This is a genomic window from Pseudomonas sp. NPDC087612, from assembly GCF_044743505.1.
In the GTDB taxonomy this organism is placed as follows: Bacteria; Pseudomonadota; Gammaproteobacteria; order Pseudomonadales; family Pseudomonadaceae; genus Aquipseudomonas.
On the sequence record NZ_JBIUWO010000001.1, the window covers coordinates 131,451 to 155,469 of the forward strand.

Here is a 24,019-nt window from a genome sequence, read left to right on the forward strand (position 1 = left end):
GATTACTTGTAGATCAGTGAATTAGGCGATGAAGCGTACAAATTACCGCAGCTCTATATATCGACAAACATGATTATTATCAGTCGAAATTTACGCTTATTTTCGATCATTGATTGATGGATCATTTGTCCCATCCACTCACTTTCGAGGACAACCATCATGCTGCAACTGCGCCCGTTCAAGAGCCTTGGCCATGCCAACCATGGTTGGCTCGACGCCCATCACCACTTCTCGTTCGCCGAGTACCACGACCCGGCGCGCATGCACTGGGGTACCCTGCGGGTCTGGAACGACGACCTGATCGCCGCCGGCAGCGGCTTCCCGCCGCACCCGCACCGCGACATGGAAATCATCACTTATGTACGTGAAGGCGCCATCAGCCACCAGGACAACCTGGGCAACAAGGGCCGGACCGAAGCCGGTGACGTGCAGGTGATGAGTGCCGGCACCGGCATCACCCACAGCGAGTACAACCTGGAGCAGGTCGATGCGCGCATCTTCCAGATCTGGATCATCCCGCAGCGCGTCGGCCAGGCGCCGTCCTGGGGCACCCGGCCGTTCCCCAAAGGCGAGCGCGGCGAAGGCTTCGTGACCCTGGCCAGCGGCCGTGAAGGCGATGAGCAGGCGCTGCAGATTCGTGCCGATGCACGCCTGGTGGCGGCGACCTTGCGCGCCGGGGAAAGCGCCGAATACCGCTTCGAAGCCGGGCGTCGAGGCTACCTGGTGCCGGCCAAGGGCCTGGTTGAAGTCAACGGCGTGAGCGTCGAAGCCCGTGACGGGCTGGCGATCGAGGATGAGCAGGTGCTCAGGGTGATGGCGGTGCAGGACAGCGAGATTGTGCTGGTTGATGTCGCCTAGGGCCGCTATGCGGCCCATCGCTGGCAAGACCAGCCCCCACAGGTCAGGTGATATCTCTCAGATATTTGCAACACCTGTGGGAGCTGGCTTGCCAGCGATGCTTTTAGCGATCAGGCAATCGCCGCATCCACCAGTTCCTGGGCTTCGGCCACCAGGCGCTGCAGGTGCGCTTGATCGATGAAGCTTTCGGCGTAGATCTTGTAGATGTCCTCGGTACCCGACGGCCGCGCGGCGAACCAGCCGTTGGCAGTCATCACCTTGAGGCCGCCAATGGCCTGTTTGTTGCCCGGCGCATGGCTGAGGATCTGCTCGATCGGCTCACCGGCGAGCATGGTCGACTTGACCTGCTCCGGTGCCAGTTTGCTCAGCAGGGCCTTTTGCTGCGGGTTGGCCTTGGCCTCGACGCGGGTGGCAAACGGCTCGCCCAGCGTAGCGGTAAGCTCGGCATAGGCCTGGCTCGGGTCGCGGCCGGTGCGCGCGGTGATTTCCGCCGCCAGCAAGGCCGGGATCAGGCCGTCCTTGTCGGTGGTCCAGACGCTGCCGTCCTTGCGCAGGAACGAGGCGCCAGCGCTCTCCTCGCCGCCAAAGCCCAGGGAGCCATCGAACAGGCCGTCGGCAAAGAACTTGAAGCCCACCGGCACCTCGAACAGGCGACGGCCCAGGCGCGCGGTGACGCGGTCAATCAGGCCGCTGCTGACCACGGTCTTGCCCACGGCGGCGTCGCTGCGCCACTGGGGACGGTGCTGGAACAGGTAGTCGATGGCCACCGCCAGGTAGTTGTTCGGGGCGAGCAGGCCATTTTTGGTAACGATCCCGTGGCGGTCGTGGTCCGGGTCGCAGGCAAAGGCCACGTCGAAGCGCTCGCGCAGGCCGATCAGGCCTTGCATGGCGTACGGCGAGGATGGGTCCATGCGGATCTGCCCGTCCCAGTCGACCGACATGAAGCGGAAAGTCGGGTCGACCTCGGTGTTGACCACTTCCAGGTTGAGCTTGTAGTGCTCGGCAATCGCCGACCAGTAGCGCACCCCTGCCCCGCCCAGCGGGTCGACGCCCAGGCGCAGGTTGGCGCCGCGGATCACGTCGAAGTCGATGACGTTTTCCAGGTCGGCGACGTAGCTGGCGACATAGTCATGACGGTGGGTGGTGCTGGCCGCCAGCGCCTGCTCATGGGCCATGCGCTTGACGCCGTCGAGGCCCGCTGCCAGCAGGTCGTTGGCCTTGGCCTCGATCCACTTGGTGACATCGCTGTCGGCCGGGCCGCCGTTGGGCGGGTTGTACTTGAAGCCACCGCTTTGCGGCGGGTTGTGCGACGGGGTAATGACAATGCCGTCGGCAAGGCCGCTACTGCGCCCGCGGTTGTAGCAGATGATGGCGTGGGACACCGCCGGGGTCGGGGTGTACTCGTCGTCCTTGGACAACATCACCTCAACGCCGTTGGCCGCCAGTACCTGCAGGGCGCTGGCTGCGGCCGGGGTCGACAGCGCATGGGTGTCGGCGCCGATGAACAGCGGACCGTCGATGCCCTTGGTCTGGCGGTACAGGCAAATGGCCTGACTGATGGCCAGCACGTGGTTTTCGTTGAAGCTCAGGTCCAGGGAGCTGCCACGGTGCCCGGAGGTGCCGAAGGCCACGCGCTGGGTAGCGATGCTGGCATCGGGCTGGCCGGTGTAGTAGGCGGTCAACAGTTGCGGGATATCCACCAGCACGGAGGCCGGGGCCGGTTTGCCCGCCAAAGGACTGAGCTTCATGCAAAACCTCAAGAAAGGATGTTCAGGGTGATGAAAACGAACAGTTTACTGGCACTTTGACCAGCAAGCGACCGCGACTATCCCCGCGCCGGCGATTATTTCTGCTCAGGCGCCCACCAGGCCGGAAACATGCGCTGTACGCGGGCTTCGGCGAAGCGGTCATCGATCAGCAACAACGTGCCACGGTCGTCGTTGCCGCGAATCACCCGGCCCGCCGCCTGGATGACCTTCTGCACCCCGGGGTACAGGTAGGTGTAGTCGAAGCCTGCGCTGAACAGCCGGGCCATGCGCTGCTTGATCTGTTCGTTGACCGGGTTGACCTGGGGCAGCCCGAGGGTGGCGACAAAGGCGCCGATCAGGCGCGTGCCCGGCAGGTCGACGCCTTCGGCAAAGGCGCCGCCGAGCACGGCAAAGCCGACGCCCTGGCCCTGGGGAACAAAACGCTCAAGAAAACCCTGGCGCTGCTGCTCGTCCATGCCCGGCGCCTGGCTCCATTGGCTGATGGCCGGGTGGCGCGCGGCCAACAGGCTCGAGACCTGCTGCAGGTAGTCGAAACTGCTGAAGAACGCCAGGTAGTTGCCCGGCGCCTGGGCATACTGCTCGGCGATCAGTTCGACGATTGGCGCCAGCGACGCCTCGCGGTGCTGGTAACGGGTCGAGACGCTGCTGATCACCCGCACCTGCAGTTGCTCGGCGGCAAACGGTGAGGCGACCTCGAGCCAGGCGCAATCGGCCGGCATGCCGAGCAGGTCGGCGTAGTAATGGCGCGGGCTCAAGGTGGCGGAAAACAGCGTGGCACTGCGCGCTGCAGTCAGCCGCGGGCCAATCAGCGTCGCCGGCACCACGTTGCGCAGGCACAGGGTCGACAAGGCGCGCTTGCCCGGGCCCGGGCGCTTGCTGATATCGAACAGGAAGTGCTCGTCGAACAATTCACTGACGCGGCTGAACTGCAGCGCCTGAAAGAAGAACTGTAACACCGCAGGGTCAATACCAGTCGGCGTCTGGTTGAGTTGCTCCTGGATCAGCCCGATGCACTGTTGCAAGGCCTTGAGCAGGGCGTCGGGCAGGCCGTCGACCACCCGGTAAGGCGCCAGCTGCGCCTTGTGCAGGGCATTCCACTGGCGATTGAGGCGCTCCAGGGCGCTGCCCAGCCCGGCCGGCTTAAGCTTGCGCAGGGCCAGCAACTGGCCCTGGTCGAGGCTTGCGCTGTACATCTGCCGGGCCCGCTCGACCAGGTTGTGCGCCTCGTCCACCAGCAGTGCCAGACGCCACTGGTTGGCCTGGGCCAGGCCGAACAGCAAGGCGCTCTGGTCAAAGTAATAGTTGTAGTCGGCCACCAGCACATCGACCCAGCGGGCCATCTCCTGGCCCAGGTAATAGGGGCACACCTGATGGGCCAGGGCCACCTCACGCAGGGCGGCCTTGTCCAGCACCGCCACGGCCTGGGCGGCCTGGCGCGCCGCCGGCAGGCGGTCGTAGAAGCCCTTGGCCAACGGGCAGGCATCACCATGGCAAGCCGTGCCGGGGTACTCGCAGGACTTGTCGCGGGCCACCAGCTCCAGGCTGCGCAGGGCCGGCTGGGTGGCGCTGGCCATCACCTGGCGCAGCGCCTCCAGCCCCAGGGCGCGGCCAGGGGTCTTGGCGCTGAGGAAGAGGATTTTGTCCAGTTGCTGCGGGACCATGGCCTTGAGCAGCGGAAACAGCGTGCCCAAGGTCTTGCCGATGCCGGTGGTGGCCTGGGCCATCAGGCAGCGGCCGGTGCTGACCGCCTTGTAGACGGTTTCGGCCAGTTCACGCTGGCCATGGCGAAACTGCCCGTGGGGGAATGCCAGGGCCTGCAGGCCCTGATTGCGCAAGGCCTGGCGCTGCAGCTGCTGCTCGGCCCAGTGCAGGAAGATCGCACACTGGGCGTTGAAGAACTGTTCAAGCTCCTGGGCACTGCGCTGCTCTTCGACCAGGGTCTGTTCATCGTTGTCGACATTCAGGTACACCAGCGCCAGGCGCAATGCCGGCAACTGGCGCTGCTGGCACAACAACCAGCCGTAGACCCGGGCCTGGGCCCAGTGCAACTGGCGATGGTTGTCGGGCTGGCGCGCCAGGTCGCCGCGATAGGTCTTGATTTCTTCGAGGCGGTTGAGCCGCGGGTCGTAGCCGTCGGCGCGGCCGCGCACCTGCAAGGTCGCATACTGGCCTTCGAGGCTGACCTCGGCCTCGTAGCCCTCGCCGCGCCCGGCCACCACCCGCCGGTGGCCGCTGATGCCCTCCTGGGCCGTGGGCGACGGGGTGAAGCGCAGGTCGAGGTCGCCGACCTTGGCGGTAAACTCGCACAACGCCCGCACCGCCACGCTGTAGCTCATGGCGCCCAGTGCACGTGACAGACTTCTACCGGCAGGCCGTGCCCGGCGCAGAATTCGATCCAGCGCAGCTGGCTGTCCTGCAGGCGGTCACCCGGGCCCTTGACCTCGACCATGCGGTAGCGCTGCTGCTCGGGCCAGAACTGGATCAAATCAGGCATGCCCGAACGGTTGGCCTGGATGTCTTCGAGCAGGCGCTCGAAACAGCTTTTCAGGTGTGCCGGGGGCAGGCAGGCCAGGGCTTGCTCCAGCAGTTCTTCGCTGAGTACCTGCCAATAGACGAAGGGCGATTGCAGCCCCTGCTTGCTGACAAAATGACGGCGGATGGTCTGCCGGTAACTGCCGTCGTCCAGTTGCCCCAGGCAGCGGGCGAACAGCTCGCTGCGCCGGCTTTGGAACTCGGCGTCGTGCAGGTCCTGCGGAGCGCTCTGGAACGGGTGGAAGAACGCCCCCGGCAACGGCGCGAAGATCGCTTCCCAGCACAACAGGCCGAACAGACTGTTGAACAGGCTGTTCTCGACGTAATGCACCTGCCCGCCGCCCTGCCCCAGGTGCAGCTGCACGGCCTGCTCGACGCCCAGCGCCGCCAGTTCGGCCGGCAGTTGCAGCTCGACCAGGCTGACCTGGGGCTTGGCCCGCCGTGGCTGCGGCGGCCCGCCCAGCTTGCGCTGCAAACGCGGCAGCATCCGCGCCAGGGCCTGGAGCTCAAGGCTGTTGGCCGGTTGCTGGGCAATCTGTGAGGCCAGTTCGAACGCCTGCGCCCACTGCTCGCTACGCTCCAGTACCCGCACATGACGGATGCGCGCCTGCGGATGCTGGCTGCGCGGGTAGATGCGCAGGGCCAGCGGCCAGTCACCGAGGCGCTCACTGTGCTGGCCAAGCTGGTACAGCAGCCGCGAGCGACGGCGCAGCAGCCAGGGGTTGTCGCTGTCCAGGCACTCGATGTGCCCGACCACCTGTTCAAGCGCCACGCCCTGCTCCAGCAGCTCGGCGCACTGGTGCAAGGCCAGCGCCACATCGATGTCGCTGCGCTGGCGCAGGGCCCGCGAGTCGGCGCTGAAGGCCACCTGCTCGTAGCGCAGCAGGCCCAGGTCGGCCAGCACGAACTCCGACCAGTCCTGGTACAGGTTGCCGAAGAACAGCAGGCGCAGACGGTCGCACAAGGCCTGCAGGCGTAGTTCGATGATCGGCTCGGCAAAGCCCGGCAGCCATTGCTGCAACGGCTGCGGCGGCAGCTCAAGGGCCTGCAACTGGGCCAGCAGTTCGCCCTTGGCTGCCCGTGGCCGTTCGAGCCGGTCGGCAAAGCCCTGGGCCAACTCGTCCTTGCGCAGCAGCTGGAACAGCTGCTCAAGGCTCAGCACGCCGTCATCGACCACCCAGCCCAGGGCCAGCAATGGCGCCAAGGCAGCCTGGGTCGAGCCGATTTCGGCGTAGTCGAGCTTGCTCGGGCGAAACAGCTGACCCTTGCGCATCACCATGCGCACCAGCAAGGCCCGGGCCGCCTGCGGCTGCTGGCGAAACTGGCTGATGAAGGCCTGCTCCTGGTCGTCGAGCAGGTCGGCATAGCGCAGCTCGATCCAGTCGAGCACTTGCTGGAAGTTGTGCAGGTAGTAGAACGGGTCGTCGACGGAATGGGCGATCACGGCGCGGTACGGGCTGGCGGCTGGAGTACTGGTTATACATACAGACGCCGCCCTCTGGCAACCTGCGGGCGACCAACGCGCTGCCTAGCGCATCAGAAGTCCACCGTCGCCGACAGCTGCAAGGTTCGCGGATAGCCCGGCGAGATGGCGCCATAAGAGGCTACGCCCGACCAGTATTCGCGGTCGAAGACGTTCTGCAGCGTGGCCCGGAAGGTGGTCGGGCGCCCGTCGATGCGGGTGCTGTAGCGGGCGCCGGCATCAACGCGGGTCCAGGCGTCCAGTTCCTGGGTATTGGCCTGGTTGATGTACTGGCTGGCGGTGTAGATCGCTCCGCCGGTCAGGGTGAAGCCCTCGGCCCAGGGCGTGTCCCACTCGGCCCAGAGGTTGGCCTGGACATCCGGCACCCCCACCGGCTCCTTGCCACGGTTGGCGGCGGTGGCCGAGTCGGTCAGTTCGCCGTCGAGCAGCGTCACCCCGCCGAGCAAGCGGGTGCCAGGCGCAACTTCACCGAACATGCTTAGCTCGATCCCGCGGTTGCGCTGCTCTGCCTGCACCGCGAAGACATTGCCGCTTGCCAGTTCGCCACTGGGTTTCTCGATCTGGAACAGCGCCAGGGTGGTCATGAAAGTGCCGTGCTCGTACTTGACCCCCAGTTCATGCTGCTTTGACTCGTAGGGCGCAAAGGCCTCACCGGCGTTGGCCGCCGTGGCCGGGGCGATATCGCCCTTGCTCAGGCCTTCGACGTAGTTGTAGTAGAACGAGACGTCGTCCCAGGGCTTGACCACCAGGCCGACCACCGGCGTGGTGGCGCTGTCCTTGTAGCGTGAGCTCACTACCCCGGTGGCGCTGTAGTTGCGCGACTCGATTTCCTGGCGACGCACACCCAGGGTCAGTTGCAGGCGGTCTTCGAGCACCGACAAGGTGTCGGTCAACGCCACACCGGAGAGTTCCGACTCGGAGATGCGCAGCACCTTCGGCGCACTGATGTGCTGCTTGGGCACATCGATCGGGTGGTAGATGTTGGAGAGGATTTCGCTGCCGTTGTTGATGCCCCGGGACAATTCGTCCTGATAACGGGTCGCCATCAGCGTGGCCGTATGGGTGACCGGGCCGGTGTCGAACAGCGCGCGCATGCCCACGTCCGCCGTCGAACGGTCGACGTTGAACTTGTAGTAGCCGGGAATGTTGCTGGTGTCGCCCGCCTCGTTGAGGATTCGCGGTACCTGGTCGGACATCCGCTTGACGTCCGCCTTGCCGCCGCCTGCGTGGGCAAACACCGTGACGGAGTCGTTCAGGTCATACTCGCCGCCGAGCAGTGCCGATTGCTCGCGGGTATTGGACCAGCCCCAGTCCTGCGGCAGGTTGCTGCGCCCGTTCGGCGCCGACGGTACGTCGATGCCCGGAGCCACGGTTAAGGGTCGCGAGGAGGCGTCCCATTTTTCTTTCTGGCTGATGAAGTCAAGGTTCAGGCGCAAGCGCTCGCCCTGGTAATCCAGGGCAATGGCGCCGATATCCAGGGCGCGTTGCTGATCGTCAATGGCCGTATCGCCCTGGGCGACACTGCCGTTGAAACGCACGCCCCACGCTTTCTCGCTACCGAAGCGGCGGCTGATGTCCAGGTGCCCGCCTACCTGGGTGTCGGAACTGTAGCTGGCGGTAAAACGGGTCAGGTCTTCGGCCAGCGGGCGCTTGGGCACGATGTTGATCACCCCGCCGACACCGCTGTTGGGGGAAATGCCGTACATCAGCGCCCCGGGCCCCTTGAGTACCTCGACCCGTTCGGCGTATTCGGTGAACACCCGGTAGTTGGGCGCCACGCCATACACGCCGTCGAAGGCCAGCTCACCCAGGTTGCCTTCGCCCACAGCAAAGCCGCGAATGAAGAACGAGTCGACGATCCCGCCGGTCTGCCCGGTCGAGCGCACCGACGGGTCGCGTTCCAGGGCATCGGCGACAGTGACCGTCTGCAGGTCGGCCAGGGTCTTGGCGGTGTAGCTGGTGACGCTGAACGGCGTGTCCATCACGTCCTTGTTGCCGAGCATGCCCACGCGCCCGCCACGGGCCACCTGGCCACCGGCATAGGCCTCGGGCAGGCCGCCGGCACGGGTACTGGTGGCCTCGATGGTGGTGGCGTCCAGGGTCAGGCCGTCGGCGCCGGCAGGCAGCCTGGCGAGGGTGAAACTGCCGTCTGCGCGCTCAAGCAATTGCAGGCCGCTGCCGGCCAACAGCCGCGCCGCGCCGTCGTGCGCTGTGTAGCTGCCGCGCAGGCCCTGGCTGTGCTGCCCTTCGGTCAGTGCCGGTTCGAACGACAAGGCCATACCAGAGGCCATGGCAAAGCTCGACAGCACGCGCCCCAGCGGCCCTGGCGCAATGTCGTAGGCCTGGGCGGCGACGGCATCCAGTGGCTGCGCGGCGGCAAGCCACGAGGCGCCACTGCCTGCGACCAGGGTAAGACCGAGCATGGCGCTACGCACGGCCAGGGCCAGGGGACGTTGAGCGCGAGGGCGACTTGCAACAGACATGACTGAGGGATCCTTTGGACTGGATAAATGAGGTGTGCACTCCCCTTGCCAGTCGAAACGCAAAAAAGTATCAGCGCCAGCCAGGTTTATTTTCCTGCGCCTGACTTAGGCCGGCGTGAGCAACAGCCAATAGCCGTTCAGGTGCGCCTTGACCGCCAGCGGGTAAGTCGCTGCCAGCATGTTCAAGCTGCGCTGGCTGTCGTTGAGCGGGAACGCGCCCGATACGCGCAGGTCGGCGATCTGCGGGTCGCAGCGGATGAAACCGCGCCGATAACGGCCAAGCTCAGCGGCAAAATCTTCCAGGCGCATGCGGTCGGCAAGCAGCATGCCCTGGGTCCAGGCGCTGATGCTGGCGTCGACCGCCTGTGGTGCACGGCTGCTGCGGGCATCGAAGTCGGTCTTTTCTCCGGCGCGGACAACCTGCACCGCGCCAGGGCGTGCATTGGCCGGTTCGATGCGGACGGCCCCTTCGAGCACCGCCAGGTAAGTCCGCCCGCCCTGCTCGCGCACGCAAAACCGCGTGCCCAGCGCTTGCATGCGGCCTTCGCGGGTGCCAACCCGCAACGGCCGTGGCGGCTGCTGGCGGTCGGTGGCGGTGTGCACGAGGATTTCGCCACGCCGCAACTGGATGAAGCGCTGCTGCGCGTCATAGCGCACATCGATGGCCGAGTCGGTGTTGAGGAACACCCGGGTGCCGTCGGCCAGGGTCAACTCGCGGCACTCGCCCAGCGCAGAGCGGTAGTCGGCCATCCACGCTTGCTCGTCGCTGACCTTCCAGCCGGCCCAGGCGGCTGGCACTGCCGCGAGCAGCAACGCCAGGCGGGCGATGGCGGCGCGCCGGCGCGGGTCTGCCGGGCGATCGAGCGCCGACATGGCCAGCGCCGGCGGCAAGCCGCCGAGTTTGCCCAGCAACAATTCGGCGCGCTGCCAGGCGCGCTCACGTTCGACGCTGCTGGTGCGCCAGGCCGCCCACGCCGCCTGCTCAGCCTCAGAGGCCTCGCCTTCGCTCAGGCACATCAGCCATTGCGCCGCTTCATCGAGCGCTTGCGGGTCAATCGCGGTTGACGTCATCACTCCACCAGCGTCAGGCACTGCAAGAAGGCCTGTTTCATGTAGCGTTTGACGCTGATCAGCGAAGCGCCGAGCTGTTCGGCAATCTCGGCGTACTTCATGCCGTTCAGTTGCGACAGCAAAAAGGTGCGCCGGACCACCGCTGGCAGGGCATCGAGCATGGCATCGATTTCGTGCAGGGTCTCGAGCACCAGCAGGCGCTGCTCAGGGGACGGCGCCTCGGGCACCGGCAGTTGCGCCAGCGCCGTCAGGTAGGCGCGCTCCAGCGATTTGCGCTGGCACCAGTTGGCGAGAATGCCGCCGGCGACGCAGTTCAGGTACGCCCGCGGGTTGTCGAACACCGCCACCTTCGAAGCGAGGATGCGGGTGAAGGTATCCTGCGCCAGGTCTGCCGCATCCAGCGCATTGCCCAGGCGCTTGCGCAGCCTGGCGTACAGCCAGCCGTGATGGCCACTGTACAGCGCCTCGACAGTACGCAGGTGGGAGTCGGCAGAAGGCAGCACATCGCTCATGGGGTGGCGGTTTTTTGTAATTGATAACGATTTTCAATACTAATTTAAACCGTTGCTGCGCCGCAACTCGTCACTGAGCACACTCAAGCCGTAGGGCAAGTCCCCTTGCGGCCCGGCGGGCCAGCCCAGGCGCAGGTGCTGGCGAAAATCGCCCTGCAGGCTGAACAGCTCGCCCGGGGCAATCACCAGGCCCTGCTGCAGCAGGCGATGGAACAACGGCCGGGTCTCTACCGGGGCGCATACCCGGGCCCAGATGCAGCCACCGCCGGCGGGCATCTGGAACTCCAGCTGCGAGCCCAGGTACAGCTGCATCTGCCGGTACAGGAGGCCCAGGCGCTCGTGCAGACGCGCCCGCAGTTGCTCCAGGTGCACATCGACACGGCCCTTGCTGTACAGCCTGGCCACGGCTTGCTGGCGCAACGGCGGCAGGCGAAACCCGCGCAGCAGGAACTGGCGCAGCAAGGGCCCGTGCCACTGGCGCGACAGCAGGAAGGCGTAAGGCGCTTCGGCGCCAACGCTGCGCTCCAGCGACGAGAACACCAGCAGGCGCTGCGGGTCGACCAGTTCGCGCAGGTCAGCGCCAGAGCCTGGGCTGAGGCACAGTTCGCTGTCCAGGTCGTTTTCCAGCAGCCACACGCCGTGCTGGTTGAGCAACCTGGCCACGGCCTGGCGCGCGGCCTCGGGCATGATGCTGCCATGGGGCAGGCTCAGGCGCGAGGCCAGCATCGCCAGGCGCACCGGCTCCTCGCGCAGCAGCCGGGCAAAGCGCTCGAGATCAAGGCCGCCGTCGGCCTGCAAGGGCACTTCGAGCACCCGTATCCGCGCCGCCTGAAACACCCGCAGCAAACGCCAGGAACAGGGCGTGGTCACCACCACGGCGCTGTTGTGCAGCTCAAGGGCGGCCAGGGTGGTCTCCAGCAACGAGCGCAGGTCCAGCGCCAGGTAGACATCCTCGGCGCTCCAGTACAACTGCGCCGAGCGGGTATAGCGCGCCGCCAGGGCGGTGCGCAGTTCCAGCTCGCCACAGGGCTGGGGGGCGCCGCCCAGGCGCGGGTACTGGCGCAGCAACTGGCGCTCGATGCCCAGCAAGGTTGCCTCCAGTGACTGCGGCGCCTGCTCCTGGCCGCCGCTGAGCACCAGCATGCGCGCCGAGTTGGCGTGCTGCTGCAAATCCTGGAGCAGATCGCCAGCGCTGGGCCGTGCCGGCTCAAGGGCCGGCCCCCTGGCGTAGTAGCCCGACTTGGGCACCGGCTGCACCCGCCCTTCGTGCTCAAGCAGCGAATAGGCGTACTGGACCGTCGAAATCGACACGTTCAGGCGCTGGGCCAGGTCGCGCAACGACGGCATCCGGCTGTAGCTGCCCGGCGCCATCTGCTCGATCAGCTCAACCAGGTAGCGATACACCGCCCGGTAGGCGAACTCGCTACTGTGCGGGGCTTTCATCAGTACCGGCCTGGCTGCTCTGCCTTGAGCCAGGCCCAGGACGGCGGCTGCACCCGCAGGTGGCGCAGGTCGGCGCCGCGGCCCTGGATTCGCGCCAGCAACGAACGCGGCCGGGCCCAGCTTTCCGGTTCACGCAGATAGAGCATCTGCAGCAGTGGCAGGTCCAGGCCACTGATGTCGACCATCCACTGCACCACCGGCTCCGGCGCCGGCAATCGTTGCAGGGCCTTGTGCAGGTAAGGCAAGGCCACCAGCATGCCGGGGTGACAGCGGCGCAAAAACACCTCAAGGCGCAGGCCCCGGGAAACAAACGGCGCAAACAACTGGCAGACCAGCTGCGCTTCGCTCAAGCCGTAGGCCTGCAAGGCGAAGTCGCTGGCCTGGCTACGGCGTTGCTGTAACTGCTCGGCGTGCTGCCAGCGGCCCAGCAGGCGCACCTGCAACGTGCGCGGCAGGCCCTTGCGTTGCATGCGCTGGCGCGCCTGGCGCAAGTAGGCATCGACGCCTTCGCGGTAGTCGCTGTCTTCGATGAACTGCCCGTGCAGCCCGCTCAGGTGCGCCAGCAACAGCGGGTTGGCGGTGCCCGCCTGCGCGCAGGCAAAGTACTGCTCGTCGAAGCGACAGCCCAGAAAGCGGTTCAGGCGCTCGTCATACGGCAGGTCGGGGTCATGCACCAGGTCATCGATGATGATGAAGCGCATCGCCGGCGCACAGTAATCGCCGTTGGGCCCGGTAGCCATGGGCCGGGCCTGGCCGTACAGCTGCTGCAGGTAACGCTGGCGCAACTCGCTCATGCCCTCGCACAGCGACGTGGCACAACTGTGAATCGGCCGGATGCACAGCAGGTCTTCCTCGCGCAGGGCGCGGCGGCTCCAGGCCAGCAGGCGCCTGCGCTCGGGCAGCGGCTGGGCGGTGATGATGGCATCGACACCGCCGCGCCAGCCGATGGCCTGGCGGCACAGCTCGGCAAGGCGCAGGGTGCCATGGCTACCGAAACCGGCCCGTGGCCCGCCAGCGAGCAAATGCCCGAACAACAGCAGTTCGTGACGCTCGGCCAGTTGCTGGCTCTGGGAAATAGCGTGGCGGCGGTCGAATGGCAGCAACTGCTGGTCATCGAGCATCAACAGCTCGACCCGCGGATCATCGTGCAGAAACAGCGCCGAGAAGCCCTGCTCGATATTGTTCAAGGCCGTAGTACTCATGCCGGCCTGGCGCACCACGGCGATACGCAGCTCGAAGGTGCCCGGCGAGCGCGCGGCAATGCTCAGTTGCGCCGCGCGCAGGCAGGCCAGGGCATGGCTGGCATTCTGGCTGCCATCATGGGCGAACATCAGCCTGAAGCCGTTGATGCGCTCGGCGCCGCCCGCCGCGACAATCAAGCGTTGAATCAATAACTGCAAAGAGGCCCGCTGGGCCTGGGACAAATGCTCCAGCAAGCGCGCCAATACTTGCTGGTAGATATACTGCATGGCTTGATCGTGAATGCTGCTCATAACGCCTACCCGATTTCAATAAACGGCCACCTGAAAGAAAAAGATTCCATCGAAGAACTTTCAATCAGCAAAGAAGGATAAGTAAGTTTATCCTCAGAAACTTCCTACAACTTCCTACGGAAATAACTTCAGAAGCTCTTGCTCACCATCGTTCTTCCCTCCCCCAGTCCGGCAGCACAGCGCCTTTAACCCCTGGCTTACGACCCATCATGCCTCGCTCCGTGAGACGACTATTGAAGAACTATTATCGGGCGTTGCCCCGCGAATAAAAGATACAGATCACGGTAAAAAAACCATTCAGATTCATCTTCGACAATACCGATAATCAGACAGGCTGCCTGTGCTTTTTCCTATTGCACAAACATAGCGCAAGCAGGCAAGCGTCAGCAGGCAAAGTTACCTCGGAAATATCCTAAACAACCCTGGGAAATACCCACAAAAAAGCCCGAGTCAATGCTCGGGCTTTTGCCGTGATGGACAGTCGTGCTGCGTTTACTCCGCCTGCGACAAGTCCAGCACCAACCGGCCACCGCACGGGCATTCGTCCATGTAGCGGTGCGCCTCGACCACCTTCTCGAACGGGTAGGTCTTGATGATCAGCGGCGTCAGCAGCTTGTCGGCGGTGAACTGGTTGATATCGCGCAGGGCGCGCTGCAGCGCCACCTGGTCCTGGCTGATGCCCAGCTCCGGCTTGCCGGTGAAGTTGCCGATGCAATGCACGAAGAACTGGATGTTCTTCTGGAACGCCGCACAGGCAGGGAACGGCGTCTGGTTGCCGCCTTGCAGGCCATACAGCACCAGGCTGCCACGCGGTGCCAGGGCATCACCGAGCAAGGCCATCTGCGGCCCGCCAAGGCCGTCGAGGACCATATCGACACCGCGGTTGTCGGTGTACTTGTTGATCTGCATGAGCAGGTCCTGCTCTTCGGTGACGATCACCTTGTCGGCGCCGAGCTTGATCAGGTAGTCGCGCTGCTCGGCCTCTTTGGTCGCGGCAAACACCTTAAGGCCCAGGGCCTTGCCCAGTTGCACGAAGGCTGGGCCTGCGCAGTGGCTGGCGTCGGTAATCAGCGCGGTTTGCCCGGCCTTGGCCCGCGCCAGGTCGACGAAGGCAAAGTAGGCGATCAGCAGTGGCGTGTAGTGCACGCTGGCCTCGACCGGCGAGAGAATCTCGGGATAACGGGTCAGGGCATTGCGCGGCATGACGATGACTTCGCCGTACACCGGATGCTCGTTGGCACTGCTGGCCGGAAAGCTGGCAACCTTGTCGCCGACCGCCAGGTCATCGACACCTTCGCCCACGGCTGTAACCACACCCGCCATCTCGTGTCCGATACCGGCAGGCAGGCGCGCCTGGGACGGCGCCAGGTTCTGCCGCCAGAGCACGTCGTACCAGCTGATGCCGATCGCTTCAACGCGAATCTGCACCTCGCCAGCCGCCGGTTGCGCCGGGGCCTGCTCTTCGATCTTGAGCACCTCGGCCGGGCCGAACTTGTGGAAACGGATCATGCGGGACATCGCAAACCTCGCCAATTGAACCTCTAATGCCCTGAACTCTATCCGGGCTTTGACGGTTAGACCATCAGTGGCCATTAATAGTCAACATGCTTGTCATTGATTGATGGTAATGCAGCGTCCATCAAATTATGCGGTGCAGGGTAGCAGCCTTTACCCGTAAGATTCACCCCTGCCCCATCCGCCTTGTGAAGCCGAGCCGATGAACCGTAACGACTTGCGCCGCGTCGACCTGAACCTGCTGATCGTCTTCGAGACCCTGATGCACGAGCGTAGCGTGACCCGCGCGGCGGAAAAACTCTTCCTCGGCCAGCCGGCCATCAGCGCCGCCCTGTCGCGCCTGCGCAACCTGTTCGACGACCCGTTGTTCGTGCGCACCGGGCGCAGCATGGAACCCTCGGCGCGGGCGGTGGAGATCTTCGCCCTGCTGTCGCCGGCGCTGGACTCGATCTCCACCGCAGTCAGCCGCGCAGCGGATTTTGACCCGGCGACCAGCACTGCGGTGTTTCGCATCGGCCTGTCGGACGATGCCGAATTCGCCCTGCTGCCGCAACTGCTCAAGCGCGTACGCGCCGAAGCCCCGGGCATCGTCCTGGTGGTGCGCCGGGTCAACTACCTGCTGATGCCGGCATTGCTGGCCTCGGGGGAAATCTCGGTCGGCGTGAGCTGGACCAACGACCTGCCGGCCAACGCCAAGCGCAAAGTGCTGCGGCGCAGCAAGCCCAAGGTCCTGCGTGCCGACAGCATGCCCGGCAGCCTCAGCCTCGACGACTTCTGCGCCCGCCCCCACGCCCTGGTGTCGTTTGCCGGCGACTTGGGCGGGTTCATGGACGAGACCCTGGAAAAGGTCGGGCGCAAGCGCCACGTGGTCCTTGCCGTACCGCAATTCAACGGCCTGGGCAGCCTGCTGACCGGCACCGACATCATCGCCACCGTCCCCGACTACACCGCCGAAGTGCTGACCGCCGCCGGCGGCCTGCGCGCCGAAGACCCGCCGCTGGAGGTGCAGACCTTCGAGCTGCACATGGCCTGGCGCGGGTCGCAGGATAATGATCCGGGGGAACGGTGGTTGAGGTCGCGGATTCAAATGTTTTTTGGCGATCCGGACAGCCTCTGAAAGCACTTCAGAACCTGCGCCAGCTGTTCAACGCACTCGCAACCCGAGTGAGTACAAGGCCAAGCCTTGCCTGAACGACGCCCTCATCAATCACACTGATGATTACTATCGAGTACCCCAGCTGTCTGCTTGCCACAACCACCCCCTATAATCGCCTGCAGATTTCCCCCGCTCCCCTCGCCTGCCCCAGGCGATATCCCCCCTTGGAACCCCGCACCATGCCAAGCGCAAGCCAAGGCCGTCACGGCCTTCCCGAACATAATCAACAGAGCGTCAAGCAGCAGTGGCTGGCGATTCTCTCGGTCGCCGTGGGTGCCTTCGCCCTGGTAACCAGTGAGTTTCTGCCGGTGGGCGTGCTCAACGATGTCGCCAGCGACCTGGGCATCAGTGCCGGCCAGGCCGGGCTGATGGTTACCCTGCCCGGCATAATGGCCGCCCTCGCCGCGCCCTTGCTGTCGGTGGGCATTGGCGCGCTGGACCGGCGTTATCTGCTGATCGGCCTGACGCTGATCATGATCATCGCCAACGCTGTGGTGGCCTACGCCAGCGACTTCAGTCTGCTGCTGTTCGGCCGCGTTCTGCTGGGCGTCAGTATCGGCGGTTTCTGGGCGACGGCCATTGCCCTCAGCGGCCGCCTGGCGCCCAAGGGCGTGGGCGTGGCCCAGGCCACTTCGATCATCATGGTCGGTGTGACCCTGGCCACCGTGCTGGGCGTGCCCGTCGGCACCTGGCTGAGTGGCTTGATGGGCTGGCGCATGACCTTCCTGGTCACTGCGCTGGTGGGCGTGCCGGTGCTGCTGGCGCAGGTCTTCCTGCTGCCGCGGCTCAATCCCGACAAGGCCATTCGCATCAGTGACCTGCCGGCCCTGTTCATCAATCCACAGGCCCGGGTTGGCTTGATTGCGGTATTGCTGATTGGCCTGGCGCACTTTGCCGCCTACACCTATGTCGCTCCGTTCTTCAAACAGAGTGCCGGCTTCGATGGGCCGACCATTGGCTCACTGTTGCTGCTGTATGGCGTGGCCGGGGTGGCGGGCAATATCTTTGCCGGTTTCGCCGCCAACCGCAGCGTGCGTCACACCCTGATGCTGGTCGCCCTGATGATCGCCATCAGCACCGCGCTGTTCCCCTACTTCGCCACCGGCATGACCGGCGCAGCGCTGCTGATCGCGCTCTGGGGCTTCGCCTTCGGCGCCTTCCCGGCCTGCGCCAGCATCTGGATGTTTGTGGTCGCACCCAAGGATGTCGAACGCGGCATGCCCCTGTTTGTCGCCATGTTCCAGGTGATCATCGCATTGGGCTCGTTCTTCGGCGGGCAGATCGTCGACCAGCTGGGCAGCTCGGTGCTGCTGAGCCTGGCCACGGCCCTGGTGGGCTGCGGTTTCGTCACGGTGCTGGTGTTGGGGCGTAACGTCAGCAATCGCCTGGCAGCCCAACCCGCCTAGCCGCTGGACAGACCCGTGGCCAATAGCTAGACCTTCTGTACTGAATCTATTCTCACTGTCGCGTTTGCACGCGACAGTGAGTAGATAGGAAGGCGTGGCAATGACAACAATCGCTGCTAAATCCCGCTTCGAAGCAAAGCTTCTGCGCCCGGCAAAGCCTGGCGACGATGCCTCGTGGGCGTTCGTCATCCTGCCAAGAGAGGCAAGCGAACAGCTTCCCCGGCGCGGCCGGACCAGCGTTGACGGCACACTCAACGGGCAGCCTTTCCAGGCAACGCTTGAGCCCGATGGCCAACTGAGCCATTGGCTGCAGGTAAACAGCGCCTTGCTCGAAGCCGCAGGCGCGGCCGTGGGGGATGTCGTTACACTGGAGCTGACCCCGGTGAAGAAGGAGCCCGAGCCCAACATCCCGGCCGACTTTCAGCAGGCCCTGGCCAGCGCTGGCGAGGCGCGTGAAGTCTGGAACAGTACGACAACCCTCGCACGCGTCGACTGGATCCACTGGATCACGTCAGCCAAGCAACTCAAGACCCGGGCAAAACGCATAAGCGATGCCTGCGATATGCTTGCATCCGGCAAGAAGCAGGTGTGCTGTTTCGATTCATCCGGCTACTACAGCAAGGCGTTGCGTGCGCCCGAGGCAGAAAACTCCTGAGCTGCCCCCTCCTTGCCAACCGCATGGCCAGCCGCGACAAAATCTTCCTTGCGCAACACCACCAACGCCAGCAGCGACGCCACCCCGGTGCCCACATAGAAATACCAGGGCGCAGTGATGTCGCCAGTCAGCTTAATCAGCCAGGTAGAAATCAGCGGCGCACTGCCGCCGAACACCGCCACCGGAATGTTGTAGGCCACGGCGATGCCGGTGGAGCGGATGCGGGTTGGCAGCAACTCGCTCATCAAGGCGTAGGTCGAGGACGCGTACAAACCGAACAAAATCGCCACGGCCATCAGCGGCCAGAACAGGGTCGCAGGCGTGGCGCCCGGCGCGGTCTTGAAGAACCAGTACATGGCCAGGGTTGCCAGGGTGCCGATCACCAGCAAGAACGGCTTGCGCCCGTAACGGTCGGTGAAGGCGCCGCCCAGGGGCATCACCAGCGCCGCCGAGAGGCTGGCGACGAAGACGTAGAGCAAGGTGGTACCGCTGTCGAACTTGAGGGTGTTGGACATGTAGGTCGAGGCGAAGGTCAGCACCAGGTAGAAGATCGAGCTGTGCAGGGTGATGATGAAGAACACCAGGGCGATCGCCCGCTTCCACTGCCAGACCTCGCGCAGTGGCGCCTTGGAGGTCTGCCCGGCCTCGACCAGGGCGAGGAACTCCGGGCTGTCTTCAAGCTTGAGGCGGATGTACATCGAGATGAAGCCCAGTGGGCCGGCCACCAGGAACGGAATACGCCAGCCCCACTCCTGCATCAGCTCGGCGCCCAGGGCCCAGGTCATGCCATTAGCCACGGCGCCGCCCAGCAGCAGGCCGAGCACTGCGGTAACCATCAGCCAGCAGGTGGCAAAGCCGCGGCGGCCGGGGCCGGCGTATTCGGATATGAAGCTGGTGATGGTGCCGATCTCGCCACCGGCCGAGAAGCCCTGCACGCAGCGGATCAACACGAGGATTATCGGCGCGGCAATGCCAATGCTGGCGTAGGTTGGCAACAGGCCGAGCAGGAAGGTCGAGCCGGCCATCATCACCAGCACGGTGATCAGGGTTTTGCGCCGGCCGATCTTGTCGGCCAGGGGGCCGAAGAACAGCCCGCCCAGGGGCCGGATGAAGAAGCTCAGGGCAAAGGCGGCAAAACTTGCCAGCAGGCTGCTGGTGGGGTCGTCAGAAACAAAAAACGCCTTGCCGATGTACACGGCGAGAAAGCCGTAGACGCCATAGTCGTACCACTCGATCAAGTGGCCGGAGGTGGCGCCGATAAAGGCCCGGCGCCGCTGGCGCTGGGGGTTGGAAGCTGGCACACCCATAGTGGGGACTCCTGTCGTAGTGCTATCCATGAAATACCGCGCGTCAGAGGTTGATCAGAGGCTGCGAAGGCTCCTGTAACCACTGGCGCAAGCGGGTCTTGAGAATCTTGCCATAGCTGTTCTTCGGCAGCTCGGGGCAAAAGACGAACTTTTTCGGTTTTTTGAACGAGGCCATGCGCGCCAGAAACCACTGGTTGAGGGCCTGCGCATCGAGGCTATCGGGTGAACGCAAGGCCACGAAGGCTACCACCGATTCGCCCCATTCGGCATCGGCCTCGCCGACCACGCACACCTCGAACACTTCGGGGTGCTGCATCAGCACTTCCTCGACTTCGCGTGGGTAGATGTTGCTGCCGCCGGAGATGATCACATCCTTGCAGCGATCGGTGAGGGTCAGGTAGCCCTGCTGGTTGAAAAAGCCAATGTCGCCGGTCAGCAGCCAGCCGTTTACCAGGGCCTCTTGGGTGGCTTGCGGGTTGTCCCAGTAGCCCAGCATCACTACTGGCCCGCGCACCACGATCTGCCCCGGCTCGCCCGCGGCCACCGGCTGGCCTTGGGCATCCACCACGCGCACCTCGACGCAGGCGTGGGCACGCCCCACCGAGGCGGCGATCTGCGCCCAGTCGGCGTGCCCGCGATCGGCGATGGCCTGGCGCGACAGCGCGCTGATGGTCATCGGGCATTCGCCCTGGCCGTAGATCTGCACCAGCCGCGGGCCAAAGGTGTCCAGGGCCTGGGCAAGATCGGCCAGGTACATTGGCCCGCCACCGTAGACGATGGTCTTGATGCCTTCGCCGGCATACCCCTGCAGGCGCGCCTGGTCGACCATGCGCTTGACCATGGTCGGCGCGGCAAACAGGCTGACCTGGCCCAGTTGCTGCGCAAGCTCAAACAGCTCCGCCGCCTGGAAGCCGCGCGAGGCCGGCACCACATGGCGGGCGCCACAGCGCACATGAATGAAGTTGTACAGGCCGGCGCCATGGGACATCGGCGCGGCGTACACCACCGCGTCACCAGCGGCCACCGCATCGACGTCCAGTGGATAGCACAGGGACATGGCGATCAAATTGCCATGGGACAGCATCACACCCTTGGAGCGCCCGGTGGTGCCGGAGGTGTAGAACAGCCAGGCCAGGTCGCTGTCCTGGCGCGGGTACGGCTCGGGCAGTTGCTCATCCGCCAAGGGGCCTTGCGGGCTCGGCGTGTGCGCCGCCAGTTCTTGGCAGCCGCTCGGCAACGCGCTGCTGGCGAACACCTGGCCGTCATCTGTGTAGACCAGCCGGGCGCCGGCATTGGCGGCGATCCAGGCGGCTTCCAGGGCGTGCAGCTTGCTGTTGATCGGCACCGCCACCGCGCCGCTCCACCAGATGGCGTACAGCAGTTCGAGATAGCGGCAGCTGTTCTTCATCAACAGCGCCACCCGCTCGCCGGGCGCAATTCCGTACTGCTCGCGCAGTTGCACGGCGCGGGCCCGGGCCTGGGCGGCGAACGCCTGGTAGTCGGCAACCTGGCGCTGCCCCTCGAACAACGCCGGGCGCTGCGGCCAGCGCTGGGCCGCATCGCGCAGCCAATGGGCGATGTTCATCCTCAGGCCTTGACCGCTTGCAGGACACTGGCGTAGTTGGCCACGGCCATGCCGCCCATGTTGAACAGCAAGCCGAACTCGGCACCGGGCACGCCCAGGCCGATGGGTTCGCCGGTCAGCTGGGCAAAGCCCAGGGCATGCATCGACACGCCGGTGGCCCCCACAGGATGGCCCTTGGCCTTGAGCCCACCGGACAGATTGACCGGCAGGCGCCCGCCCTGACGCACGATACCGTCGTCGAGGGCGCGATGGCCTTCACCGCGGGGGACCAGGCCCATGGCTTCGTAGATCAGCAACTCGGCGATGGTGAAGCAGTCGTGGACCTCGGCAAAGTTCAGGTCGCCAAGGGTCACCCCGGCTTCGCGCAAGGCACCCTGAATCGCCCGCTGCGGTCCCTCGAAGGCCAGCACATCGCGGCGCGACAGCGGCAGGAAGTCGTTGACCTGGACCATGGCGCGAATCGCCACCTGGCGGCGCATCGAGCGCGCACGCTGCGGCGAGGCGAGGATGATCGCCGCCGCGCCGTCACTGATCAGCGAGCAGTCGGTCAGGCGCAGGGGCGGTGCGATCAGCGGGTTGCCCGAGGAAACATTGTTGCAGTGTTCGAAATCCATCAGCCGGTGCATCTGCGCCAACGGGTTGGCCATGGCATTGGCGTGGTTCTTTACCGCAATCGCGGCCATCGAGGCCATCGGGCTGTGGTAGCGCTCGGCATACTGCTGGGCCACCTGGCCAAACAGCTGGGCGAAGCTCAGGCCGGCCTCCTGCATGGCGTTCTGGTAGCCGGCACCGGCCAGGGCGCGGGTGACTTCGACGGTGCTGTTGCCGGTCATTTTCTCGGCGCCGACCACCAGCACCAGGTCGGCGGCGCCGCTGCGAATCGCGTTGATTCCGGCCTGGATCGCCGCCGAGCCCGAGGCGCAGGCGTTCTCGCAGCGGGTGGCGGGCTTGAAGCGCAGTTGCGGGTCGGCTTGAAGCATCAGCGAGGCAGGAAAGCCGTCGGCCACCAGGCCTGAGTTGAAGTGCCCGAGAAACAGCGCGTCGATCTCGCCGGCGTCGATCTCGGCGTCTGCCAGGGCTTCGCGGGTGACCTTGACGATCAGGTCTTCGAGGTTGAGGCCATCCAGGCGACCAAAAGGGCTGTGGGCAGCCGCGACGATGGATACGGAATCGTGTGTCATGGTGATTTTCTTCTGTCCTTGAAGCGCGTATTCCATACAATGATTCAGCGCCCGAATCCCACGCTAGTTGGGGCAACTACTTACGCCAGTAAGTAGTGCCCGCCAACCCGGTGCACACCGACAAACCCGAGGCAGGACGCCCGATGACCGAAGACGCCCCGCACTTCCAGGACCTTGAGCGCCTGGCCTTCCAGGTTTCCCCCGCGCCGCAGATGATCACCGGCCATCGGCGCATGCTCGACTGCAACCAGGCCTTTGAGCGCCTGTTCGGCTACGAGCGCGCGCATTTGCAAGGCAACCTGACCCTGTTGCTGTACCCCTCCCACGCCGACTACCAGAGCATCGGCGAACGCAGCGAGCACTGGCTGCGCAACGGCCCCGGCGCCTTCTACTCCGACGAGCGCTTCATGCAGCATCGTAATGGCGAGGTGTTCTGGGCCCGGGCCCACGGCTTTTCGCTGACGGTCGAGGACCCGTTCAAACTGATGGTCTGGCATTTCGAGCGCCTGGACCGCCAGCCGGCGCCGACCATCCAGCTGACCCCGCGCGAACGCGAGATCTCGCTGCATATCGTCAACGGCCTGACCTGCAAGGAAGTGGCGCGCAAGCTGGGGATCTCCCACCGCACCGTGGAAGTCCACCGCGCCCGGCTGATGAAGAAGCTTCAGGCCAAGAACAGCGCAGAGCTGGTGTCGAAGATCATCTTCATCAGTTGAGCGGCGTCAGGCGTTTCCCTTGGCCTGCTGTTCCAGGTGCACCTGCAAGGCCGGATCGATCTGCAGCGCGCCGGCCAGTTCGTCAAGGTAGGCCCGCTCTGCGTCCTGCTGGTCATCCACCAGCATTACGCTGGCCAGGTACATTTCCGCTGCCATGCCTGGGTCCTGGGCCGACTGCGCCACCTCGCCAGCATCCAGTGGCTTGCTGACTTCCTCATCCAGCCATTGCTGCAGTTGCGGGTCGTTGGTGTGACGTTTGATTTCAGCGCAAATCAACGCTTGTTCTTGCTCATCGATACGACCGTCAGCCTTGGCTGCCGCAATCAGCGCGCGCAAGATTGCATGACTGTGGCCCTCGGCCTCGGCGCCGGACAATTGATCGACCGTACGCAGCGCCTGTTGCGGGGCCGCCGCCTGGCTGCGCTGCCAGCTTTGATAGGCCTGGAACGCCATCATGCCCAACGACGCCAGGGCGGCGTAATTGGTGCCTCCGGCGGAGCGCCCCTGGCTAGCGCCACCCGCGCTGCCCCCCAACAGCCCGCCCAGTAGACCACCCAGGCCAGCACCGCCCGCCGATGCACTGCCGCCGCCAAGCAGCCCGCCCAGCAAGCCGCCCAGACCGCCCAGGCCGTCTTGCACGGACCTGCCGCTGCTCCCTTGTTGCGCTTGCGAACCCTGCCCGGCGCGAAGCAGCTGTTCGAGTAGATCGCTGGTGTTCATAGCACCGCCCTCGGTCGGTAGTTGCTGTTTAGACAAGCAACGATAGCCCCCGCAAGGCGATCTGCCATGACCGTCTGGCCGACGGCAAAGCCGGGGCTTACCGAGCATGCAGGTTTATGTGAGCATATCCACCC

General features: G+C 65.0%; 18 protein-coding genes. 5 read left to right on the forward strand and 13 right to left on the reverse strand.

Translation table 11 applies throughout. From position 1 onward, the window contains the following. The first annotated feature begins 159 nt into the window (after positions 1-159). Positions 160-858, forward strand: coding sequence for a pirin family protein (locus tag ACIOVF_RS00600; protein ID WP_045198185.1), 699 nt, complete (start codon positions 160-162; stop codon positions 856-858). 110 nt (positions 859-968) lie between these two features. Here the strand turns inward: ACIOVF_RS00600 and pgm are convergent, their stop codons facing one another. From pgm to ACIOVF_RS00645, 9 genes are all read right to left on the reverse strand, one after another. Then, complete coding sequence (gene pgm, locus ACIOVF_RS00605) at positions 969-2,606, reverse strand: phosphoglucomutase (alpha-D-glucose-1,6-bisphosphate-dependent) (RefSeq protein ID WP_401286561.1); 1,638 nt, start codon at positions 2,604-2,606, stop codon at positions 969-971. A gap of 95 nt (positions 2,607-2,701) precedes the next feature. Next, positions 2,702-4,963 (reverse strand): ATP-dependent DNA helicase, encoded by a 2,262-nt coding sequence (locus ACIOVF_RS00610; protein ID WP_401286564.1) that lies wholly within the window; start codon positions 4,961-4,963, stop codon positions 2,702-2,704. Beyond that, a complete protein-coding gene (locus ACIOVF_RS00615) occupies positions 4,960-6,603 on the reverse strand; it encodes a VRR-NUC domain-containing protein (protein ID WP_401286567.1) in 1,644 nt (547 codons plus the stop codon). Before ACIOVF_RS00615 ends, ACIOVF_RS00610 begins: the two co-directional genes overlap by 4 nt. A 92-nt stretch (positions 6,604-6,695) precedes the next feature. Next, positions 6,696-9,125, reverse strand: a complete 2,430-nt coding sequence (locus ACIOVF_RS00620; RefSeq protein ID WP_401286570.1) for a TonB-dependent siderophore receptor — start codon at positions 9,123-9,125, stop codon at positions 6,696-6,698. A gap of 105 nt (positions 9,126-9,230) precedes the next feature. Next, positions 9,231-10,196 carry a FecR domain-containing protein gene (locus ACIOVF_RS00625; protein ID WP_401286573.1) on the reverse strand — a complete coding sequence of 322 codons (966 nt, stop codon included), beginning with the start codon at positions 10,194-10,196 and terminating at the stop codon, positions 9,231-9,233. After that, complete coding sequence (locus tag ACIOVF_RS00630; protein ID WP_401286576.1) at positions 10,196-10,708, reverse strand: sigma-70 family RNA polymerase sigma factor; 513 nt, start codon at positions 10,706-10,708, stop codon at positions 10,196-10,198. Before ACIOVF_RS00630 ends, ACIOVF_RS00625 begins: the two co-directional genes overlap by 1 nt. Before the next feature lie 39 nt (positions 10,709-10,747). After that, the gene (locus tag ACIOVF_RS00635) at positions 10,748-12,151 is read right to left on the reverse strand and encodes a PLP-dependent aminotransferase family protein (protein ID WP_258593675.1); all 1,404 of its coding nucleotides are present in this window, start codon (positions 12,149-12,151) and stop codon (positions 10,748-10,750) included. Next, a complete protein-coding gene (locus ACIOVF_RS00640; protein WP_052676520.1) occupies positions 12,151-13,644 on the reverse strand; it encodes a hypothetical protein in 1,494 nt (497 codons plus the stop codon). The genes ACIOVF_RS00635 and ACIOVF_RS00640 overlap by 1 nt, the downstream gene beginning before the upstream one ends. A gap of 492 nt (positions 13,645-14,136) precedes the next feature. After that, entirely contained in the window at positions 14,137-15,162 is a 1,026-nt protein-coding gene (locus ACIOVF_RS00645; protein ID WP_093382068.1) for a zinc-dependent alcohol dehydrogenase family protein, read from the reverse strand. Between the two features lie 199 nt (positions 15,163-15,361). Between ACIOVF_RS00645 and ACIOVF_RS00650 the strand changes: the two genes are divergently transcribed. The 3 genes from ACIOVF_RS00650 to ACIOVF_RS00660 all read left to right on the forward strand — a co-directional run bounded on the left by ACIOVF_RS00650 (position 15,362) and on the right by ACIOVF_RS00660 (position 18,376). After that, positions 15,362-16,276: a LysR family transcriptional regulator gene (locus ACIOVF_RS00650; RefSeq protein WP_093382064.1), complete on the forward strand. Its 915-nt coding sequence runs from the start codon at positions 15,362-15,364 to the stop codon at positions 16,274-16,276. 218 nt (positions 16,277-16,494) lie between these two features. Further along, the gene (locus ACIOVF_RS00655; RefSeq protein WP_093382059.1) at positions 16,495-17,721 is read left to right on the forward strand and encodes an MFS transporter; all 1,227 of its coding nucleotides are present in this window, start codon (positions 16,495-16,497) and stop codon (positions 17,719-17,721) included. A gap of 100 nt (positions 17,722-17,821) precedes the next feature. Further along, complete coding sequence (locus ACIOVF_RS00660) at positions 17,822-18,376, forward strand: YdeI/OmpD-associated family protein (protein ID WP_401286582.1); 555 nt, start codon at positions 17,822-17,824, stop codon at positions 18,374-18,376. On the opposite strand, the gene ACIOVF_RS00665 is transcribed toward ACIOVF_RS00660, so the two are convergent. The 3 genes from ACIOVF_RS00665 to ACIOVF_RS00675 are packed head-to-tail and all read right to left on the reverse strand — an operon-like array spanning position 18,334 to position 22,449. Further along, positions 18,334-19,683, reverse strand: coding sequence for an MFS transporter (locus tag ACIOVF_RS00665; protein WP_401286584.1), 1,350 nt, complete (start codon positions 19,681-19,683; stop codon positions 18,334-18,336). The two genes, ACIOVF_RS00660 and ACIOVF_RS00665, sit on opposite strands and share 43 nt — an antisense overlap. 43 nt (positions 19,684-19,726) lie before the next feature. Beyond that, on the reverse strand, positions 19,727-21,268 hold the full coding sequence (locus ACIOVF_RS00670) for a class I adenylate-forming enzyme family protein (RefSeq protein ID WP_401286587.1): 1,542 nt from the start codon (positions 21,266-21,268) through the stop codon (positions 19,727-19,729). Positions 21,269-21,270: 2 nt separating this feature from the next. Beyond that, positions 21,271-22,449, reverse strand: coding sequence for an acetyl-CoA acetyltransferase (locus ACIOVF_RS00675; protein WP_195884287.1), 1,179 nt, complete (start codon positions 22,447-22,449; stop codon positions 21,271-21,273). A 143-nt stretch (positions 22,450-22,592) separates the two neighbouring features. Here ACIOVF_RS00675 and ACIOVF_RS00680 point away from each other — a divergent pair, with 143 nt between their 5' ends. Continuing rightward, positions 22,593-23,165 carry a LuxR C-terminal-related transcriptional regulator gene (locus ACIOVF_RS00680; protein WP_401286590.1) on the forward strand — a complete coding sequence of 191 codons (573 nt, stop codon included), beginning with the start codon at positions 22,593-22,595 and terminating at the stop codon, positions 23,163-23,165. Positions 23,166-23,171: 6 nt separating this feature from the next. Here ACIOVF_RS00680 and ACIOVF_RS00685 read toward each other — a convergent pair whose 3' ends face one another. After that, the gene (locus tag ACIOVF_RS00685) at positions 23,172-23,885 is read right to left on the reverse strand and encodes a tellurite resistance TerB family protein (RefSeq protein ID WP_258715107.1); all 714 of its coding nucleotides are present in this window, start codon (positions 23,883-23,885) and stop codon (positions 23,172-23,174) included. Positions 23,886-24,019: the final 134 nt, after the last annotated feature.

Excerpts from the sequence above, each read along its gene's own strand:
- ACIOVF_RS00675 (WP_195884287.1), bottom strand. The coding sequence starts at position 22,449 with ATGACACACGATTCCGTATCCATCGTCGCGGCTGCCCACAGCCCTTTT.
- ACIOVF_RS00610 (WP_401286564.1), bottom strand. The coding sequence starts at position 4,963 with ATGAGCTACAGCGTGGCGGTGCGGGCGTTGTGCGAGTTTACCGCCAAG.
- ACIOVF_RS00625 (WP_401286573.1), bottom strand. The coding sequence starts at position 10,196 with ATGACGTCAACCGCGATTGACCCGCAAGCGCTCGATGAAGCGGCGCAA.
- ACIOVF_RS00630 (WP_401286576.1), bottom strand. The coding sequence starts at position 10,708 with ATGAGCGATGTGCTGCCTTCTGCCGACTCCCACCTGCGTACTGTCGAG.
- ACIOVF_RS00680 (WP_401286590.1), top strand. The coding sequence starts at position 22,593 with ATGACCGAAGACGCCCCGCACTTCCAGGACCTTGAGCGCCTGGCCTTC.
- ACIOVF_RS00665 (WP_401286584.1), bottom strand. The coding sequence starts at position 19,683 with ATGGGTGTGCCAGCTTCCAACCCCCAGCGCCAGCGGCGCCGGGCCTTT.
- ACIOVF_RS00645 (WP_093382068.1), bottom strand. The coding sequence starts at position 15,162 with ATGTCCCGCATGATCCGTTTCCACAAGTTCGGCCCGGCCGAGGTGCTC.
- ACIOVF_RS00670 (WP_401286587.1), bottom strand. The coding sequence starts at position 21,268 with ATGAACATCGCCCATTGGCTGCGCGATGCGGCCCAGCGCTGGCCGCAG.
- ACIOVF_RS00660 (WP_401286582.1), top strand. The coding sequence starts at position 17,822 with ATGACAACAATCGCTGCTAAATCCCGCTTCGAAGCAAAGCTTCTGCGC.
- ACIOVF_RS00600 (WP_045198185.1), top strand. The coding sequence starts at position 160 with ATGCTGCAACTGCGCCCGTTCAAGAGCCTTGGCCATGCCAACCATGGT.
- ACIOVF_RS00650 (WP_093382064.1), top strand. The coding sequence starts at position 15,362 with ATGAACCGTAACGACTTGCGCCGCGTCGACCTGAACCTGCTGATCGTC.
- pgm (WP_401286561.1), bottom strand. The coding sequence starts at position 2,606 with ATGAAGCTCAGTCCTTTGGCGGGCAAACCGGCCCCGGCCTCCGTGCTG.
- ACIOVF_RS00635 (WP_258593675.1), bottom strand. The coding sequence starts at position 12,151 with ATGAAAGCCCCGCACAGTAGCGAGTTCGCCTACCGGGCGGTGTATCGC.
- ACIOVF_RS00655 (WP_093382059.1), top strand. The coding sequence starts at position 16,495 with ATGCCAAGCGCAAGCCAAGGCCGTCACGGCCTTCCCGAACATAATCAA.
- ACIOVF_RS00685 (WP_258715107.1), bottom strand. The coding sequence starts at position 23,885 with ATGAACACCAGCGATCTACTCGAACAGCTGCTTCGCGCCGGGCAGGGT.
- ACIOVF_RS00620 (WP_401286570.1), bottom strand. The coding sequence starts at position 9,125 with ATGTCTGTTGCAAGTCGCCCTCGCGCTCAACGTCCCCTGGCCCTGGCC.
- ACIOVF_RS00640 (WP_052676520.1), bottom strand. The coding sequence starts at position 13,644 with ATGAGCAGCATTCACGATCAAGCCATGCAGTATATCTACCAGCAAGTA.